General features: G+C 43.0%; 21 protein-coding genes and 2 pseudogenes. 14 read left to right on the top strand and 9 right to left on the bottom strand.

All coding sequences use genetic code 11. The features are described from left to right. Positions 1-24 precede the first annotated feature (24 nt). The 9 genes from FB479_RS06670 to FB479_RS06630 all read left to right on the top strand — a co-directional run bounded on the left by FB479_RS06670 (position 25) and on the right by FB479_RS06630 (position 7,750). Positions 25-423, top strand: coding sequence for a hypothetical protein (locus FB479_RS06670; protein WP_142063522.1), 399 nt, complete (start codon positions 25-27; stop codon positions 421-423). A gap of 92 nt (positions 424-515) precedes the next feature. Continuing rightward, a complete protein-coding gene (locus FB479_RS06665; protein ID WP_056497752.1) occupies positions 516-974 on the top strand; it encodes a chemotaxis protein CheX in 459 nt (152 codons plus the stop codon). 74 nt (positions 975-1,048) lie between these two features. Beyond that, positions 1,049-1,573 (top strand): hypothetical protein, encoded by a 525-nt coding sequence (locus FB479_RS06660; RefSeq protein ID WP_106655740.1) that lies wholly within the window; start codon positions 1,049-1,051, stop codon positions 1,571-1,573. A 20-nt stretch (positions 1,574-1,593) separates the two neighbouring features. Continuing rightward, positions 1,594-3,342, top strand: a complete 1,749-nt coding sequence (locus tag FB479_RS06655; RefSeq protein WP_142063519.1) for an ABC transporter ATP-binding protein — start codon at positions 1,594-1,596, stop codon at positions 3,340-3,342. Beyond that, positions 3,294-3,959, top strand: a complete 666-nt coding sequence (locus FB479_RS06650) for a GNAT family N-acetyltransferase (protein WP_232029986.1) — start codon at positions 3,294-3,296, stop codon at positions 3,957-3,959. Before FB479_RS06655 ends, FB479_RS06650 begins: the two co-directional genes overlap by 49 nt. A gap of 367 nt (positions 3,960-4,326) precedes the next feature. Next, entirely contained in the window at positions 4,327-5,190 is an 864-nt protein-coding gene (locus FB479_RS06645; protein WP_106655742.1) for an ABC transporter permease subunit, read from the top strand. Positions 5,191-5,224: 34 nt separating this feature from the next. Beyond that, positions 5,225-6,148: an ABC transporter permease gene (locus FB479_RS06640; protein WP_142063516.1), complete on the top strand. Its 924-nt coding sequence runs from the start codon at positions 5,225-5,227 to the stop codon at positions 6,146-6,148. A 44-nt stretch (positions 6,149-6,192) separates the two neighbouring features. Beyond that, the gene (locus FB479_RS06635; protein ID WP_142063513.1) at positions 6,193-7,116 is read left to right on the top strand and encodes an ABC transporter permease; all 924 of its coding nucleotides are present in this window, start codon (positions 6,193-6,195) and stop codon (positions 7,114-7,116) included. A gap of 412 nt (positions 7,117-7,528) precedes the next feature. Further along, positions 7,529-7,750 carry a helix-turn-helix domain-containing protein gene (locus FB479_RS06630; protein ID WP_003387736.1) on the top strand — a complete coding sequence of 74 codons (222 nt, stop codon included), beginning with the start codon at positions 7,529-7,531 and terminating at the stop codon, positions 7,748-7,750. Between the two features lie 217 nt (positions 7,751-7,967). On the opposite strand, the gene FB479_RS06625 is transcribed toward FB479_RS06630, so the two are convergent. The 5 genes from FB479_RS06625 to FB479_RS06600 form a co-directional block, all read right to left on the bottom strand. Continuing rightward, entirely contained in the window at positions 7,968-8,717 is a 750-nt protein-coding gene (locus tag FB479_RS06625) for a stalk domain-containing protein (RefSeq protein WP_106655745.1), read from the bottom strand. A 302-nt stretch (positions 8,718-9,019) separates the two neighbouring features. Beyond that, positions 9,020-9,340, bottom strand: a complete 321-nt coding sequence (locus FB479_RS06620) for a YkvA family protein (RefSeq protein WP_185746338.1) — start codon at positions 9,338-9,340, stop codon at positions 9,020-9,022. An 88-nt stretch (positions 9,341-9,428) separates the two neighbouring features. Further along, a complete protein-coding gene (locus FB479_RS06615; RefSeq protein WP_142064608.1) occupies positions 9,429-9,674 on the bottom strand; it encodes a hypothetical protein in 246 nt (81 codons plus the stop codon). Between the two features lie 248 nt (positions 9,675-9,922). Beyond that, positions 9,923-10,432, bottom strand: coding sequence for a hypothetical protein (locus tag FB479_RS06610; protein WP_142063510.1), 510 nt, complete (start codon positions 10,430-10,432; stop codon positions 9,923-9,925). 1,468 nt (positions 10,433-11,900) lie between these two features. Continuing rightward, positions 11,901-12,155, bottom strand: coding sequence for a hypothetical protein (locus FB479_RS06600; protein ID WP_106655748.1), 255 nt, complete (start codon positions 12,153-12,155; stop codon positions 11,901-11,903). A gap of 328 nt (positions 12,156-12,483) precedes the next feature. Between FB479_RS06600 and FB479_RS06595 the strand changes: the two genes are divergently transcribed. Further along, positions 12,484-12,753 carry a BC1872 family protein gene (locus FB479_RS06595; RefSeq protein ID WP_185746337.1) on the top strand — a complete coding sequence of 90 codons (270 nt, stop codon included), beginning with the start codon at positions 12,484-12,486 and terminating at the stop codon, positions 12,751-12,753. A 90-nt stretch (positions 12,754-12,843) separates the two neighbouring features. Here FB479_RS06595 and FB479_RS06590 read toward each other — a convergent pair whose 3' ends face one another. Further along, positions 12,844-13,242, bottom strand: a complete 399-nt coding sequence (locus FB479_RS06590; RefSeq protein WP_106655749.1) for a hypothetical protein — start codon at positions 13,240-13,242, stop codon at positions 12,844-12,846. Between the two features lie 135 nt (positions 13,243-13,377). On the opposite strand from FB479_RS06590, the gene FB479_RS06585 reads away from it, so the two are divergent. Beyond that, entirely contained in the window at positions 13,378-13,848 is a 471-nt protein-coding gene (locus FB479_RS06585; RefSeq protein ID WP_142063507.1) for a hypothetical protein, read from the top strand. Positions 13,849-13,883: 35 nt separating this feature from the next. Beyond that, a pseudogene (locus FB479_RS06580) lies at positions 13,884-14,167 on the top strand (DNA methyltransferase). Between the two features lie 93 nt (positions 14,168-14,260). Here the strand turns inward: FB479_RS06580 and FB479_RS06575 are convergent. From FB479_RS06575 to FB479_RS06565, 3 genes are all read right to left on the bottom strand, one after another. Further along, the gene (locus FB479_RS06575) at positions 14,261-14,809 is read right to left on the bottom strand and encodes a hypothetical protein (protein ID WP_106655751.1); all 549 of its coding nucleotides are present in this window, start codon (positions 14,807-14,809) and stop codon (positions 14,261-14,263) included. Positions 14,810-15,157: 348 nt separating this feature from the next. After that, the gene (locus FB479_RS06570; RefSeq protein WP_142063504.1) at positions 15,158-15,442 is read right to left on the bottom strand and encodes a CPCC family cysteine-rich protein; all 285 of its coding nucleotides are present in this window, start codon (positions 15,440-15,442) and stop codon (positions 15,158-15,160) included. 72 nt (positions 15,443-15,514) lie between these two features. Beyond that, positions 15,515-16,006 (bottom strand): hypothetical protein, encoded by a 492-nt coding sequence (locus FB479_RS06565; protein ID WP_142063501.1) that lies wholly within the window; start codon positions 16,004-16,006, stop codon positions 15,515-15,517. Positions 16,007-16,127: 121 nt separating this feature from the next. On the opposite strand from FB479_RS06565, the pseudogene FB479_RS30880 reads away from it, so the two are divergent. Beyond that, a pseudogene (locus tag FB479_RS30880) lies at positions 16,128-16,208 on the top strand (helix-turn-helix transcriptional regulator); the annotation flags it as partial. 152 nt (positions 16,209-16,360) lie between these two features. Continuing rightward, entirely contained in the window at positions 16,361-18,568 is a 2,208-nt protein-coding gene (locus tag FB479_RS06555) for a glycosyl hydrolase family 18 protein (protein ID WP_142063498.1), read from the top strand. The last annotated feature ends 84 nt before the right edge of the window (positions 18,569-18,652 follow it).

Raw genomic sequence — 18,652 nt, 5'->3', positions numbered from 1 at the left:
ATTTTTGTGGGAGGATGCCATTCGATGTTTTACCACGGGATCAAGTGGGAATATGTTACGAGAGAGTACCCTGTGCTATCACCGAGAAGGACCGCCAGGAGGAAGCGTGGGGCAGAGCAATTGAGGGATCGCATTCATCTGATCGAACAATTCGGTTTAGAGCCAGTTCATTTGCTTGAAGCCGATGAGCATTACGATGCTGTACGCTGTATCCAGGAATGCTTGGCGTTTGGAGATACTGTTTTTGCCTTTGATCGCGTCCAGCTTCCGATGTGGCAATTGAGTAAGCATGAGATAGGTGTAGAAATATTGGACTTGCGAACGTGCACGGCTATCTATACCATTCGTCATGAGACAAAAGTAGAGGATTATTTTCCTGGCATACCTTGTTTTCGTGACCTTATGCCTATGAAGTTTTCGTAATCCTATTGCATCTGCCAAATACCGACATTATGATAGTCCTATACGAGTACAACCTCTAAGAGTGAATTGCCCGGGAAAGGAAGAGAACGCAGATGATAGTCCAGTACCTTGATCCATTTCTTGAATCAGCTTCGTCCGTGATTCAACAAGTATGCAATGTCGACATTTCGCGTGGAGAGTTAGCTGAAAGAGAATGGAGCCATGTAGAAGGCCATACATGGATTCGAATCGGAATGACAGGTCAATTACAAGGTGAGGTCTTTTTCGGTCTGCAAGAGGAATTGGCTTTGCGCATTGTCTCGGCCATGATGGGCGGCTATCCCGTGCAAGAGATGGATGAACTCGGAAAAAGTGCCATTTCCGAGTTGGGGAACATGATTTCAGGGAATGCGAGTACGCTTTTGTCCAATCGAGGAGTTATTGTAGACATAACCCCGCCCTTATTTTTACACCAGCATGACTTGAAGGACATGGCAGGGACAGCATTGACTGCACCGCTCGATCTTCATGACATGGGCAGACTGGATATTCAAATTATTGTGATAAGATAGAGGCGGCTGCTGGCCGTCTTTTTTGTGAAGGATCATTAGCCACGCATCATCATTCAAAGGAGGGATGGAAAGAGATGGATCATTACTTCTCGATCTGTTCAGCTGAGATGTATTATGAGAAATACATGACCTTTTTATTGGAAAACTACGACCAGCTTCGGATGCCATATTCCTTTCCTGTGGCGCTCAGTTTTCTGGCGAGTCCCGTTTTCATGGAGGGAAAAGCATTTCTTTGCTTCAACGATGACGATGAAGTGATCGGTGCCTTTTCATACATTTACGGGACAGGTGAAAATCAGTACGAAGACAAGCATATCGTTCAAATTCAGGTAGTCTATTTTTTAGAACAGTATCGCAGCAGTCGCCTTTTTTTGCATGCCCTTCAGTATGTAACCGAGTATATTGCCTATATGGAGGAGGACGTGAAGGAGTTTCGATTCTGGACTTCCTCGGACGACTCTTTACGCAAATTGTTTACCAAGATTGCAGAACGAGTAGCTTCTGTGGAAACGGCAAACGGTCCATTGGATGAATATCGCGCATCATTTTTGGCTTGGCAATCCTATGCAGCCAGGTTTCAACATGAACCATTTTTCTAATCCAAGAAGGAGACGTCACGATGCTGTTCGTCATCAAAAATCTGTTTGGCTACATACGCCCCTATAAGCTCCTGAGTTTTCTTTTTTTCCTCACGCTTGCACTCGATCTGCTTTTTTTATCCTTGGCACCTCTTAGTTTCCAGATGATCATCGACAAAGCGATTATTCCCAAAGATATGAACGATTTCACGGTCATCATGATGGTTTTGGTGATTAGCGGGTTTATCTGTATCAGTGCGGGAATTATCAGTGATTATGTGCTGGCAAAACTAAACGCACGTGTGCAAAATGATTTGCGGCAAAAATTGTTTGCGTATATGCAGCACTTGCCGGTCAGCTATTTCCACAAAACACGTTCGGGCGAACTGGTTTCTCACTTTTCAGTAGATTTGCCTGTCATTGACAGATCGATGGCCATTCTCTTCACGACGGGTATTCAGTCATTGGCAGTCGTAACGATCAGTACGATGGTGCTGTTTTACTTGGAATGGGTGATGGCGCTATGTATTTTGGTGGGAGCAATCTTGATCTTTACGGGTCCTTATTTACTTGGTCGACGTGCCCACACAATCAATGCCGCATACAAAGAACAGCTCGCAGCTATGACGAATGATGTCCAAGAAAATACGAAAGCGCAAATGGTTATCAAGGGCTTCAACCTGCAAGATGTCATGATCAATAAATTCAATGAAAGACTCCAATTGCTGTTGGTCAGCCACTATCGCAAAAATTTGATGGCAGCGAATCTGGAACGAATTCCTGCCCTATGCTTACTCCTCATCAACTTTACGATCATTGGCTTCGGTTCCTATCTGGCACTCACAGGGCGAATCTCTGTCGGTTCGCTTGTCGCCTTTTTCACCATGTATACGTCGATGGGGAATGCAGTGTTTAATCTGACCTTTACGCTCCCGCTGATTACAGATGCGCAAGTCAGTATGGAGCGAATTCAGAAGGTGCTGAATGAACCTAGTGAAAAAGTCGACCATTCCGCAGAGGAACTACTCGATTTGCTTACGACTGAAGTGTCCGTAAATAATGTTACGTTTGGCTATCAAGAAAATCAGTTGTCTATCAAGCAGGTCAGCATGCAGATTCCCGCGCGGACAAAAGTTGCGATTGTTGGTTCCAGTGGGTCTGGAAAAAGCACGATCGTTCAGCTGTTATTAGGCTTTTATCAACCTAGTTCTGGTCATATCGAGATAAACGGGACAAAACTCGATGATTGTAATCGGGGAGCCTTCCGCAACCACCTAGGGGTCGTCTTTCAGGATCACTTTCTTTTTCACGGAACAATAGCGGAAAACATCCGGCTCGGCAAACTCAATGCGACCAACGATGAGCTGAGGATGGCTGCACAGCAAGCGGAGATCCATGACTTTATCATGACTCTACCAGACAAGTACGAAACACTTGTTTTGGATGGGGGAAGCAACCTCTCTGGGGGACAAAGGCAGCGACTTGCCATTGCTCGGGCGATTCTACGCAATCCTTCTCTACTCATTCTGGATGAAGCAACTTCTGCTCTCGATCCCATTTCAGAGGCTTCTATTCACAAGACTTTTGCGAAGCTTTCCAGCGATCGGACTGTCATTACGGTGACGCATCGTTTGTCGACGATAACGGACATGGATCAAATATTTGTGTTGGAGCAGGGGGAACTGGTGGAGCAAGGGACACACTTTCAATTGTTGCAAAAGCGGGGCTATTACAGAAGGCTATGGGAGAAGCAGCAGAGAAGTTTCACCTCCTCGCACGCGGAAAGGTAGAAGTATCCCAAACATCTGCTGAATCTGAGGAGCAGATTCGACTTGCAACGTCCAACAGCCGATACGTTAACGATCAGAAAAAGAAAGGCAGTGTGCAAAGGATGCATGTCCAATTTAGAAGCTGTATCAGTGACAGTGATTTTGCCCAATTCACGCTATTTTTTATGCGCAATCGATTGGAATTTAGCCGTATGTTTTCCCTTAGTGACACGCTTGTTCATATTTTGACGTTTCTCCCGGATTCTCATTTGATCCTGATAGAAGACGAGCAAGGTAAACTGGTCGGATGGGGCCATTATCAATACTTGACAGCAGAAAAGCAACCAGACCCTGAGGGCGAAATCTGCTATATCCATTCAGTCATCGTTGAAGAAAAATATCGAAGGAGCAGGGTATTTCTGAAAGGCTTTCGCCACCTTATCAGACAGGTTCAAGAAGAAAATGCACAAGTGAAACAGGTGACCTTTTGCGCTGATGCTGATCATGCTTATTTGAACCGGCTCTATTCGAAATTTGCCCAGGTTGCAGGGGAGCAGGAGGGCTATTACGGAGAAGAAAACATCTATATGGCCGAAATCAATCAACTCGCTTCCTATCTGGGAGTTGCCAGTAATTGACGTTAAATAAGGAAAAATGCTATTCTTAAGAAGATATTGTCAGAAAGGAGGTCTATCGGATGATTCCAATGGTCCCACGTTTGAAAGACGGAGTAAGAAAACCTTTCACTGCTTCGATTCAAAATCTTCTCATGAAAAATGAGCAGCTGCGTGTAGCTACTTCTACTGCGAAGTAGTCGATAAGCTATCATCTTTCCAATCAACTGTTCCCATGAATGGAGAAGTGGTTGACAGGCTATCCTGCTCAGCCGCTTTTTTATTTATTTCCATTCTGTTTGAATAGATTAAAAAAATAAAATATTTTATATTGTCTGGATGATTTTTAATAGATAGTGTATTGTTGGAAATAGTAAGGGGGTATGAGAGATTGTCCTATGTAAAACAATTAATTGGGATGTTTTTCCTAGTTATCGTCGTTTGCGGTGGGCCGTTCATGCTCTATACGCAAAAGGAAGAAATCGTGTTCGAACCGGGAAATATCGTAGTCCATACGGTATATCTGATTCAGCAGATTGCAGAAGGCTCCCTCGGAACCTATTATTCAGGGCAAACAGAAAGGAGCATCGCAGAGGATATCCTCCCATTTGCAATTAGCTCCTTTGAACTACTGTTCGCAAGTGTTGGTGTCGCAGTCCTTGCCAGTATTATTTTTGGATTGCTATTGCAGCGCTTTCGGATTGTACGTCAATTTCAAAAGGTTTTGAATCTGCTTGCCACGATTCCTGATTTTATTCTGATTGTTGTTTCGATTGTGGGTGCGGTCGGGTTTTACAAGCTGACGAACATTCGAATTATCACCCTGTCACCCGTAAGTGACGCAGAGAGTACCTGGTTTCCGATCACGCTACTGTCAATTGGACCAACGATTTTCCTCATGAAGGTAGTCAGCCTGAAGTATGCACAAATCGGGGGCGAAGACTACATTAAAACAGCACTTGCCAAAGGGATGGGGATTTGGCATGTTCTCATTCATCACGTCTATAAAAATATAAAGCCGTTTCTCATTGCCGATTTAAAGAAGACGATTGCCATTACGGTAGCCAACTTGTTTATTGTCGAGTACTTGTTAAACGTCGTAGGATTGACCCGCTTTATTTTCAGCAAAGATGGCGGTTACGAATTCAATGCTGCTGTCATGGGACTGTTAGGGATTATTTTGCTATCCATTTTGGTTTATTTATTGATTCGTCTCATTCTGTATGTGATTGAACGTGCGGTTGTGTATAAATAACCCAGACTTCTTTTGGAATGAGTGAGGTTATGGTATGAGGAAACGGTTTAATTGGGCATTATGGCTAGGCTGTATCTTGGTATTACTTCTAATGATGATCGGTGTAGCTGGACCTTATTTGGCCCCCTATGACATCGATTACCAGGTGAAAGTGCGCAATGAGATGGTGAACGGGAAGCAAGTGATCATTTCGCCTCCTTTGGCACCGTCAGGCGAGCATCTGTTGGGTACGGATAAATGGGGCTATGATTTGCTTACCAAACTGCTCCATGGGGCACCGTACACCATTTTTATTACGCTCATGATTGCGTTATTGCGGTTATTGATTGGAGCATGGATCGGACTGTATATCGGAATATTGGACAAGCAGCAGCGTTGGTGGATTGCGATTGAGAACGCCTGGGGGTACATGCCCATATTTATTCCTGTCTATTTTTTATTGAAAGGAATCAATATCAATCCCGAATTGCCAACGTTTACGCTCGTGTTGTTTTTCGTAGTGGTTGTGGCTGTGCTAGGGACGCCTTCAGTAGCTGCGTCCATCCGTCAAAAAACGGAGCAAATCAAGGAATCCCAGTACGTTTTAGCTGCGACTTCGCTGGGGGCAGGGCGGGATCAGATTATCTTTCGCCACATCCTGCCGCATTTGAAGGAGCATCTGGTCATTGTCCTGGTGACAGAGATGATCGCTACCATGACATTGATGGGGCTTCTCGGGATTTTTGGTCTGTTTGTAGGCGGCACGACTATGTACTATGACCCTGTTGAGTATCACTCGATTACACATGAATGGGCAGGACTGCTCGGGACTTACCGAAGCTTTGTCTACACGAATTACACCTGGATTTTCCTGATCCCGCTTGCTGCTTATATGCTTGCAATCGGTTCCTTTAGCCTATTGGCCAAAGGATTGCGTGATAAATTCGAACAGACCTATAGTCGTACCCCATTTATTTAAGCAGCTGGTTACTTTTCAGCATGAGGGATAAGTGAGGTTTTTGGATGAAAAAACGATTCCATTTTTCTTTATGGCTAGGCAGTATTTTCGTGTTCCTTCTAATCATGATTGCTGTGGCGGGGCCTTACTTGGCTCCCTATGATCTGGAATATCAAGCGAAGATGCGTCAGGAGGTTGTGAACGGTAAACAAGTCATGGTCTCTCCACCCTTACCGCCGTCAGAGGAACATTTGCTCGGCACGGACAAATGGGGGTATGATTTACTGACTCTCTTGCTTCATGGAGCGCCATACACTGTTTTTATTACGCTTGCGATCGCATTCCTTCGCGTGTTACTTGGTACATGGATTGGACTCAATATCGGCATTCAAGATAAAGAGCAGCGTTGGTGGATGGCTATTGAGAATGCATGGAGCTATATGCCTGTGTTTATCCCCGTGTATTTTCTTTTGCGAGGAATCAATGTGAATTCCGAGCTGCCGACGTTCACGCTCGTTCTGCTTTTCATTGGGCTTGTCTCTGTCCTTGGAACACCTTCTGTAGCCTCTTCTGTGCGTCAAATGACCGAGCAAATTAAAGAATCCCAATACGTTTTGGCTGCCATTGCTCTGGGGGCTGGCCGGAATCAAATCGTTTTTCGCCACATCTTTCCACATTTGAAGGAACAGCTCATTATCATCTTGGTGACAGAAATGATCGCTGTCATGACCTTGATGGGGCTTCTCGGCATATTTGACCTGTTTGTAGGTGGTACGAAAATGACTTTTGACCCGGTTCTGTATCATTCCATTACACACGAATGGGCAGGGCTGCTCGGGTCCTATCGAGGCTTTATTTACAGTAACTATACGTGGATTTTTCTCGTACCGCTGGGGGCATTCATGATCGCCATTGGATCGTTTAGCTTGTTGGCCAAGGGATTGCGTGATAAGTTCGAGCAAACGTATAGTCGTACCCCTTTTATTTAAGTTGTGGTGTCCTTGATTTTTTACGAATCAAGGGCATTTTTGGTTGATCCGGTTAAAAATAATGGAATGGATAGGGAGCAGTATATGTGTCGGGTGAATAGACTGGAGTGTCGGGGGCGGTGTTGGCCTTGGGTTCCGATGGCAATCTCATCAGGCGAGGCGAACTCGTCGCGATCTGAATGGGGGACAACTGGCGGCCATCGTCGTCTCGAACGGAAAAATTCACGGCGGATGTCGAAGAGGTTTCTCAGCGGTGTTCGGAACCCATTGCCCATTTTCTGAATAGGATGTAAGGCAAAAGCCTAAAATCCTTGAAATTCCGGCACCATCACCCACCCCCCATCATAGGATAAGGTGACTCTGTAATCCCTCAACCTTGTTCCTGTAGAGCCCACAAGGAGGGGTGGCACGATTGAAGGGTAGCGACCAAACCAAGCCGTTGTTAACGAATCGCGAAAGAGAAGTGTTTGAACTCTTGGTCCAAGATAAGACAACCAAAGAGATTGCCGGACAACTCTTCATCAGCGAAAAGACTGTGCGCAATCACATTAGCAATGTCATGCAAAAATTAGGTGTCAAAGGTCGATCTCAGGCAGTAGTCGAACTCGTTCGACTTGGTGAACTAGAGATTTGAACCCAGTCCACCCAGCCTCCCTTTTCTTCCCTTGGTCGGAAGGGAGGGTTTTTTTATGTTCATGTATTGGAGTGCTATCTATTTAAGCGGTAATGACTGGCATGAGACCGTGCGGCGAGTTGTGTTAGGCAAGATGAAGCCCTCTACCGGCATATGATCCGAAAGAGGGCTTCAATCAGAGTCCTTGTAGAAGGTTCTCTTGTTACCAATTTCTCGGTTACAGTTCTTCCTGTTTGACAAATTGATTTCCGGAAATCTGGTAAAACTTCACCCCAACAAGTTTTTGATTCGTGTAAATCTTTTCAGTCAAGCTCTTTTCGGCCTCATTGTAAGAGAAGTGGTAGGTGGTACCTTTAGTCCCTTCGTCCAGTTGTTGGGAGAAGATCATTTTCACTGTGTTTTTCCCTTTGTCTAGCTGGTACAGGTTAACATAAACCTGAGTTTTGCCTTCTTTTTCTCCATACTCGACCGCGAGGAACTGATTGGTATGAACCATTCTTGTCACTGGATATAGAGTACCTCCTGCACTTTGAGGAAGCGGGATTTCTTTTTTGTTGACTGAATTGACGACCTTATTGGAACCGGCCACGGCATAGTACACATAGTCCAGCGCGTAGTTGGCGTGACCCGCCATTCCCTCAAACTGAACATTTTGTTCAACTCTGTCCAAACTTTCAAATCGAACAGATGGGGTTTTTGTTAGGGGATCGCTGTTCATCCAGGATTGACCGACGCCAAGCATATTCGCGATTGTGGCGACCGGTGCATACACGTTTCCTTTATAAACGAAAGGCTCTGCCTTGGTATCGATGGGACTGCCATTTACGATCAGTTTGATATTAGAAAAGTTCACGGTGATCGCTTCAGTTGCTTTTTTAGCGAATGCGGAGCCGCTTGACATCATTCCCGCAGTGAACAGGAGTACCCCTGATACCACTCCTATAAACAGTTTCTGTGATTTGTTCATTGTTGTTTGTCTCCTTACGAGAATTGACTTTTGTTTGCACATTTATTTAACGCAAGGAGGATTGGAAAAGTTTCACTTCAGATCGTATGCTTGCCCTTCCTTTTTCATTCTAGTTGTGTGTGCGTGATGCACAGGTCGTAATTTTCAAGCAATCTATGTTTCCGGAGAAATAAATGATTTATCACAATGTGTAGGGAGAAAAGCAAAAAAGCCCTCATTAAATAAGGAGCAATTTGTATAGATACCAACTTTGCCATATGCCAAAGAGTATCCATATGACAATTAAAAGGGATACCCGCAACTCAGTTCTTTGGTTTACCTTTGGCGATCAGCTCCTGTGCTTTGGCCCGACAATCACTGATCACTTCTTCAGTAATTAGCTTTAATGCAAGCCAAATACCCAGGGGAACTAAAATGATGTCGTCCAAATAACCCAATATCGGGATGTAGTCAGGTATTAAATCGATTGGACTAAAGGCGTATGCCACCACGCAAATTGCAAATACCTTTGCATACCAAGTAACGCGGTGATCTTTGTATGCAAAATAAAGTACAAACGCCTCGCGCTTTAGTAACTTGGCTTTACTTTTTATTAGTTGAAATGCTGCTGTTTCTTTTGCCATCAAAGCTCACCCCAACGGTTATGTTACTGGAGTGAAAGTACACATTCAAAAGAGGGCATGAATTCTTTTAATAGATTCACCAAAATAGTTATTTTGTTGCGAGGACAAAAATCATATCTGCCAACGCGAAAACTTGAAAAGCGGCCACACCAAACAGAATAAAGGCCATCTTACGGTTTTTCTTCAACTCAAATATTCCTAATGAAGCCATGAAAACGGCAAGGCAAAGCATCGTCAATATTTTTAAGAAAGGCACATGTGTAAAAATGTTCACTATTGCAATTGAAAGGGCAACTATTGAAAAGATATTGAACCAACAAGGTCTATTTTTCATTTTGGTCACCAATAATTTCCTTTTTGTAACGATTTTAACAGATGGTTTGATTGAATGCACGTAACACATCGGTAATTGAGTGGAATGGAGGTTTAGGCACAACTAGTGAAGTGTAACCGATGCGCGGATTGCGACAATTGCTTGGAATATAGGGGGTTGGAAGTGTGATGGAAGAAGTCCATTTCAGGGAGATTTCCTAATGAAAAAGAAAAAATCGCCTGCGATGGCGATTTTCTCTAACTGCTTGTTTACAATGGCTTGATTAGGTAGTAATTGCCCGAAGTATCGTAATTATCGTAGGAGTCTACATGAAAATAATAAGTTGTCCCAGCCTCAGCATGAAAAGTAACTGTTCTACTTGCGCCAGTGGTTGGTGAAATATCTAGAAAGCCACTACGACTCGGATCCTTAGTCACACCAACTCTATAGGGGATACTATTCGGAACCCCAGATAATTCGACAGTTACCAATCCCGATGAGTTTGGTGTGAACTTATACCAATCGACTACATCACTAGTAGATAATTTACCTAATCTACCACTATTTAATTCGTCCGCCGAGGAGCTCCTATTGTTTGACTCAACTTCCAGTTGATACCCATTAATCGTAATAGATTTACCAATTTCTTTTTTCGGTGTTGCTTCTTGAGCATAACTAGCAGTTGGAATACCTGCAAGGAGAGGAAGAGAAAGTGCAGCGGCTAAAAGAAAATTACGTTTGCTCATTCGAAGAGTTGATGATGGGTTTTTTGTAAACATTTTGAACCTCCCATTATTTTGAAATATTGGCTGTTTCGACCTTATTTTACTAAATTGAAAATCTGTTTACTATACCAAAAAAACTATGATTATTATTGTAAAAACCTATCAATTGCGAAGAGGAGCAACGCGCTTTAAATGGAGGTGTGCTAAGAGGATCGCCATAAGTCTTAGTAACTTTTATGGGGCGGTTGAAACGAAAGTAATATTTGGAGCTTGGTTGTTATGGCGGCGTTGACAGCGTTGAAATCAGCTAAGGACTGTTTTTTGCAATTGTGAAAGAGTTGAGCTAGCACACTTAACAAAACAATCGATTTGTAAAGGTGGGAAGCCGATGGAGAAGCGTGCTATTACGTGAATGTTGGATTGAACAGCAAAACTATTAACGTGTTGAAGACTCTCGGTTGCGAAAGTTGGGAGAGGTGAAAAACGAGCAATCTCCAGTCTGGAAAACCTGCAATATCAAGGGTTTGTGGTTGAGGGCGGTTCCTGACGGTGGTTAGCGGTTTTTTCGTGATTTTACTATTGAAGGGTAGCGACCAAACCAAGCGGTTGTTAACGAATCGCGAAAGAGAAGTGTTTGAACTCTTGGTCCAACTTGGTCGGAAGGGAGAGTTTTTTTATGTTTTGTGTGAATAGAAAACAAGAGGGTGGTTCGGATAAAAGAAAGAAGCAGAGAAGGCGATGGTGGAAGGTTATAGGATCGAACGGAGCTTGAATCTCCTCGGCTGTCGAGGGCTGTCGGTATGTATAGGTAATGGCAGAGTGGAGATTACGGCCACTACATTACCTGAACCATTCAAAGTTACATGCCCTAATTGCCGAGGGTGTAGAAATAAAAATGATGATACGTACAGTGCAGCACAAGAGACGATATACGAAATCAAGATACAAATAATATTGGTACTAAAAGACGTTTTGAATGTACTTTCTACATTGAACCAGTGGAATTTAAATCAAATGATCCAGACTACACTGAAATTTTCCATACAGATGAAGAATGACAGCAGTATATAAATGACATTCTGAATCCTTCAGTCCCAACGGAAAATTGATTTATCACAAGCTCAATTATGTTAAATCACTCCTCATTTTTGCCAAAGTACGTAAAAGCACACCAAATTCCAATAACTAAATAGAGGAAACCAAACAACCCATTTTCCACACTCGTTAACAATAAATATAGGCCAATCAAGCAAATTATAATTGAACCTGTTTTTTGCAAAGTTGTATTTTTCATAATACTCACCTATGTATAGTAATTTACAAAAAATGTATCACGAAATTTATTTATTTATTTATTTACAAATTGCTCAGGGAGATAAGAAAGGAGGCTGTCAGGTGCAACTGGATCTGATCGGAAAGGTTCTTCCATTGCTGCGTGACCAGTCCTCCATATTGGGGTCTACGTGACTGAACATTTTCGAGTTTGGTACTTAACATGATGTGTAATAAAAAAAGACTTTTATTAAAAGTCTCTTGGATTCGAATCGCATTTAATTTTTAATGGCTTAAACCATTTTTTCAAGAATGAACGTGTATCTTTGACTGTCAAAGCAACATCGCCTTTTTGGATATCGATGTACAGGCTATAACCACAATCAGACTTAGACTCAATTGAAATCAAGTCAATGAATCCGTTAAATTCTTTTACTACTGCCGTTACTCTATCAATTTGTGGCTTGGTTACGTCGCTTACAACCATCAAAAATTGTCGCTTCAATAATACACCCCATAGTTTTTAGTTGTAATTCATTATAACACACAGGGAGTATCAGGGGGAAAAGGTCAGTAGGCAGCTCGTCGACCAGAGTTGAAACGAAAGAGATAGGTGTCGATGATTTATCAAAATAGTTAGGGAGGAAAGTACGATGGAAAACAAATTGGTCATATGGGCAGGGCATCGGTAAATAAACAGGAAATCGAAATCTCTTTTTCACAGGAACAGGATTTCCTCACTGTATATGTATCGGGCAACTGCTCGTGGGATGTTGTAAGGCTGCATGATGAAATCTTGGCGATGCTCCCTGATGAGGAGGGAAAAATCTTGAGTGAATCCTTACTGGGTCAAGTATCATCAGCAAACTGATAGTTGGTCAAAAGAAGCACCTTACACATGGAACCCACTTCAAAACATAGCCGGTGCGTGGTTGCTTGCTGAGAAACTTTTCATTGGCGTACTTCCGCAGTCACCAGGATCACCAGAGGATATGAGGTTCTTTGCAGTATTTGAAACTCATCCATATGACCGAAATATTCAAGTCTACGTAAAGACAGCACAAGAAGCGATTTGCAGGGCAGCGTTAGAGACGGTCGCTTAACAAAACGGTAATTATAATAAATGAGACAGGCAGGGTGATTTCACGAAAAAAACACCTCTCATCGAGAAAGGTAAGAGATGAAATTGATTATTACTCTTTTACATCAATTTCCCAATCTTCTGAGCCTATAATATTTCCTTTCTCTACAGAAAATCGAAGGGTATATTTTCCTGATTCTTGGAAGAAAACTGTCCCTTCATATCCATCCTCATAAGGTTGCATTACAATGCTCACATTTTGGTTATTGTCAAAGTAAGTTACTTTTACAAGTGCATTCCGTAACGGCCTACCATTGTAAAACAAATTGCTCGCTACATCAATTGGAGTTTTGGCTACAATTCCATTGGCAGAACCGGCTTGTAAGTTCCATCCAAATTCATTTCCTTGGGCTGGTGATGGGTCAAGTAAGAAACTTGCAGGAATTAAAAGTGCAAATAAGAGAGGCAGAACAACTATTAAGTTTCCAGATTTAAAAAGTTTTTTGTTCAAAATGAAATACCTCCCTTCCCTTCAAATATTGATACTGTTTCCTCTATAAGGACGAAAGTGATGGTAAATTGTTGCAATTTCATTCGTTGTTTTTTTACAAAACACACACGATTTGTTAAACGGGAGGAAAGAGACATGGAAAACAAGTTGGTCATATGGGCTGTAAATGCTGAGGACAAGGAGTCGTTTGTTAAAAGTATCAAGGGGCATCTGAATGTTGAGTATCTGATCAAGGAAAGAGAGCTTACAGAAACAGAAAACGGATTCAGATTTTTGTTTGACGATGAGGCTGGCAGCGAAATTGAAATTTCCTTATCTCAACAGCAGGATAACCTTTTTGTAAGTGTGGCTGGGAATTGCTCTTGGGACGTGTTAAGGATCAACGACGAGTGGGCAAACGGATTTCGGGGCGGTGCCTACACAGAAGGCAGTACGTTTGACAACCAGGCAGGAGGCAAGAGGAAAACACGTGGCAACTTCAAGATTCCTGCAGGGTGGGATACAGAGCCGGGATCTCACGGTACGATTCACAGAACAGGACGTTCGAGGGCAAATTCATTTGCTCGCGCTGTGAACGAATCTCCGAAGCCGGGTGAAGTGCAGTAGCACCGTCCAGATCGGGAACCAATCGAGTTCACGGCATGCGGAACAAGCGGAGTGTATGGACGGTGGCTACACAGCCATTCCCAGAAGCTCACTTTGCAACCTTCCCCGAAAAGCTCATCTGGCCGTGTATCCTTGCTGGTAGCTCGCAGGGAGGAAACGTACTCGATCCTTTCGGGGCTCAGGAACGACAGGTGTGGTGGCGAAGAAGCTTGGCCGGAAATACATCTTGATTAAAATCGGTTCGACATACATCCAGATAGCAGGTGAGCGAATCAAGCGAGAAACGGCCCAGATGAGCATATTCGAGTTCGGAACTTAACATGATGTGCAGTGAAGAAAAGAGGTTTGAACGAAGTAATGCAGAGTACAAATTTTCTCATGAGATAAATGCTTCAAGCTGATTTTAGTACAATCAATTTTTAAAAGTAGTACGTGGTGAAACCATGATGCTATTGTAGTCATTCCGATTATCTGGGTCAGTATTCGAAAACATTACCATAAAATCCCCAACTTTATACCAAATCTCATATCTATATTTATGATTCCCGTACGTATTTTCACCGAAAATATTAAAAATCTGTTCTTTTGTTAATGATTCAAATTTTGCTTGTATGACAGTTAGACGTTCCTTTCCTTTATATTTATTAAGTATATATCTATACCCGTTTCGGTCGAAATAGCTGGTATGCAATCTTACTGAAACATAGTCTTCGTCTTTTATACCAAATTTTGATTGCAGTTCTTCTTTTGTTAGATGAAAAGTGATATCACCGCCTAAATTTCCTTCATGGATGTTCTCTAGAATGTGGGTAAGAAACTCTTGAGCGTTAGATTGAGATTCTTGGGGTTTGATTCTTTCATAGGCGGTCATAGATGAAACATCTTTCATATAGGAAAATACCGGGGTAAGAAGATACATTATTAAACCAATTACTAGGGCTATTTGTTGGATTTTATTCATGCAAGGCCTCCAGGATTATTTCACTATTTCGTTCATTAGTAGTACATTGGTGTTTTGGTTCTTGCTGGATAGATAGAAAATCTAATGCATTCGCGGCTATGTGTTTGGTCGATTACGTAAACAGCTTAATAGATTTTTCCCCCTCATAATCAGTCAGTCTACCATTTGGGGTATTTTACCATACGTGAAGAAAAACATGAATCTCTCAAATATGGAGAAGATGCGGATCATGAATGGTATCAACATATGGGCTCAACCAACCCAGCTACGCTGGACGAGAAAGACCACAAAGTGGCGAAAGAAATTCGTAAGTCGCTGCTCGAATCGAAATAAAGATTAACACAACGATCATTTTGTTAAGCTCAGTGGGCTCCAATTAGGATCGCGCAAGTCTGCAGCTGTAGGCTTTCGAACATATGGTATACAGCGTTCTTCACAAGAGCCAAACTCCACATAGTTTTGTTGCGCTTGTCGTAATGAGGGAATATTAGCCCCCCCACCATAATCAGGGTCATCAAATTGGACAGGATCATCCTCCCAAAAACATATCTTGCAGATGATATATGTACCTGGGGATTCTTCATCTAAAGTTTTGTAGCCACAACAAGGGCAGGTGTATTTTTCAGTAGACATTAGCTCACTCCCGATTCTAGAGATGACTCAATGAAATATGAAAATAATGGCTTTTACACAATGTGAAAAGTGTTACGGAAGGCGAAAAATTGCATTACCTATATCAAGGTTAATGTCGGGAAGCACAACATTATATTGTTTAGAAAGATTGTCCATAGAATTTTTCCATTCGCTAGCCAGTTGTTGTGATTTCTCAAGTTTTTTCAACAATTCTTCTTGTTTGGATGTATCGGTAGTTTGTCCATCTAAATTACTAATGGAGGAAAGAACATCGTAGTTCAATCCAACTGCTTCAATATACTTTTCGTGAATTTCAGCTACTTCTTTTGTCTGCGGTTGCAAAGTTGAGGTTTTATCAACAAACTCCTTAACAATCGGCAAGAATTGTTCTTTCGAAAACTGTTGGAAATCAGTAATTTTCTCCTTTTGAAGTTCGTTCATCTTGTTTGCTATTTCTTGTTGATATCCGGTTACGGTTTGAGCGTAATTTTTAAAGTCCTCTTCAACAGTTATTTGAGAACATCCAGTCAAAAAAAGTAGTAAAAACAAAATTATGCGGTTCATTTTCGCACCTCGCTTCATGTAATAATAGTTAAGCGTCTTGGGACTTTTACTTAGTTGTTATTGTGTAGTAGTACTAGAAAAGTTTACCATAGATATGGGGATGTAAGACATTTTTGGGAGGAATATCATGCAAAAATTAGGTGTCAAAGATCGATCTCAGGCAGTAGTCGAACTCGTTCGACTTGGTAAACGAGAGATTTGAACCCAGTCCACCCAGCCTCCCTTTTCTTCCCTTGGTCGCAAGGGAGGTTTTTTATATTCTTTTGCGCCTGAACACCCTTTTATTACCATTTATGTAAATGTATTAGCATATCGTGATATAAGTCGCAATAAGATGGATTTGTAACAAAATCCATGAAGATCGAGAGGGATACTATGAAATTCAAGAAATGTGTTAGGAATGTGCTTATGGTAGGTGCCCTGCTTGTCACCTCTGTTTTGCCCATGGCGGCACAGACGGCGCAAGCAGAGGAAAATCAAGCGGAGGCGACAGCGGTATCCAATTACAAAATTATTGGCTACTATCCCTCATGGGGAGCTTATGGACGAAACTACAATGTAACGGATATCGATCCCAATAAAGTAACGCATATCAACTACGCATTTGCGGACATTTGCTGGAATGGAAGACATGGCAACCCAGATCCAACGGGGCCCAATCCACAAACTTGGGCTTGCCAGGATGAAGTAGGCAATATTAACGCCCCGAATGGTACAGTTGTCCTCGGAGATCCATGGATTGATGTGCAAAAATCCTTTCCAGGAGATACGTGGGATCAGCCGATTCGCGGAAATCTGAATCAATTGGCAAAATTAAAGCAAAAAAACCCTCAATTGAAGACATTGATATCGATCGGGGGATGGACGTGGTCCAATCGCTTCTCTGATGTAGCGGCAGATCCGGCTGCACGGGAAGTATTTGCACAGTCCTCGGTAGATTTTATTCGGAAATATCAGATGGATGGGGTCGATCTCGATTGGGAGTACCCAGTCGAAGGAGGCTTGCCTGGAAATAGCAAACGTCCAGAAGATAAGCAAAATTATACGTTGTTGCTACAGGCTGTCAGAGACAAACTCGATGCGGCTGAGGTAACAGATGGCAAACAGTACTATTTGACGATTGCCTCTGGTGCCAGCCCTAGTTATGCAGCAAATACAGAGCTTGGAAATATTGCCCGGGTTGTGGATTGGATCAATATTATGACCTACGACTTCTATGGAGCCTTCCAAAAGCAGACTGGACATAACGCGCCGTTGGCCTATGATCCGGCAGCAGGAGCAGCAGGTTTGCCAAATGCTCAAACCTATAATGTCCAAACAGCTGTAGAGGGGCATCTTCGTGACGGTGTTCCTGCCAGCAAGCTCGTTCTCGGACTTCCGTTTTATGGAAGGGGCTGGTCGGGTTGCGGAACGGCTAACAATGGGGAATATCAAAATTGCACAGGGCCTTCAACAGGAACTTGGGAACCTGGTATGCTTGACTTCACGGATATCCAAAATAATTATTTGAACAAAAATGGCTTCACACGCCACTGGAATGATGCGGCAAAGGTGCCTTACCTCTTCAACCCGGCTTCGAAAACATATATTAGCTATGACGATGTGACTTCAATCGGTCACAAAACTTCTTATATTGCATCCAAAGGATTGGCAGGCGCAATGTTCTGGGAATTTAGCGGAGACCGTAACAAGGTTCTGCTAGACAAAGTGAATGGCGATCTTCTAGGCGGGACAGCACCAGTCGACAACGTACCGCCGACAGCACCAGCTAATCTCCAATCGACTGCAAAAACAGCGACAAGTGTTAGTCTGAGTTGGGGAGCTGCTACCGACAATGTAGGGGTTACTGGCTATGAGGTATACAATGGCACTCAGCTTGCAAAAACGGTAACCGGTACAAATACGACGATTAGCGGACTTACAGCTGGAACTGCGTACCAATTTACTGTAAAGGCGAAAGATGCAGCAGGTAATTCCTCAGCAGCAAGCAATGAGGTAACAGTTACGACGGATACAATTCAGCCAGACAACCAACCTCCAAGCACACCTGCCAATCTAGTCATAACAGGGAAAACAGGTACGAGTATCAGTCTGAGTTGGGATGCTTCTACGGATAATATCGCGGTGACAAATTACCAGGTTTACAACGGGGCAGCTTTAGCTGCGGATGTGGCGACTACGACTGCAACTGTTACAGGACTCACGCCTAACACATCGTATACATTCTCTGTGGTAGCGAAGGATGCAGCAGGTAATTCTTCACAGAAGAGCATCGAGGTCGTAGGCGTGACAGATGCTGAAAATCCGGGAACTCCTGCATGGGCGCCAAATGTAAACTACGTAGCAGGTGATTTGGTCAGCTATCAAGGCAGGGTATACAAATGTCTGCAACCACACACCTCCCTCGTAGGCTGGGAGCCAACAAACGTAGCAGCTCTCTGGCAAGTTCAACAGCAAGGGGCAGTAGAAGCAGTCGATGGTTATGTAGATGAGGAGATTTTGGAGGAAACAGAAGGAGCAGAAGAAACTCCAAAAACAGAAGGAAATGCAGATACCCAATAAGTGGGGAAGGGGCTGTCCCTCCAGTCATGAAAGTGATGGAGGAGCAGCCCCTATTTGTTGATTTGGAAATTAAGCAAAGGCTTT

It is taken from the genome of Brevibacillus sp. AG162, from assembly GCF_006715575.1.
Classification (GTDB): Bacteria; Bacillota; Bacilli; order Brevibacillales; family Brevibacillaceae; genus Brevibacillus; species Brevibacillus brevis.
This window is presented reverse-complemented; position numbering and strand designations above follow the sequence as displayed.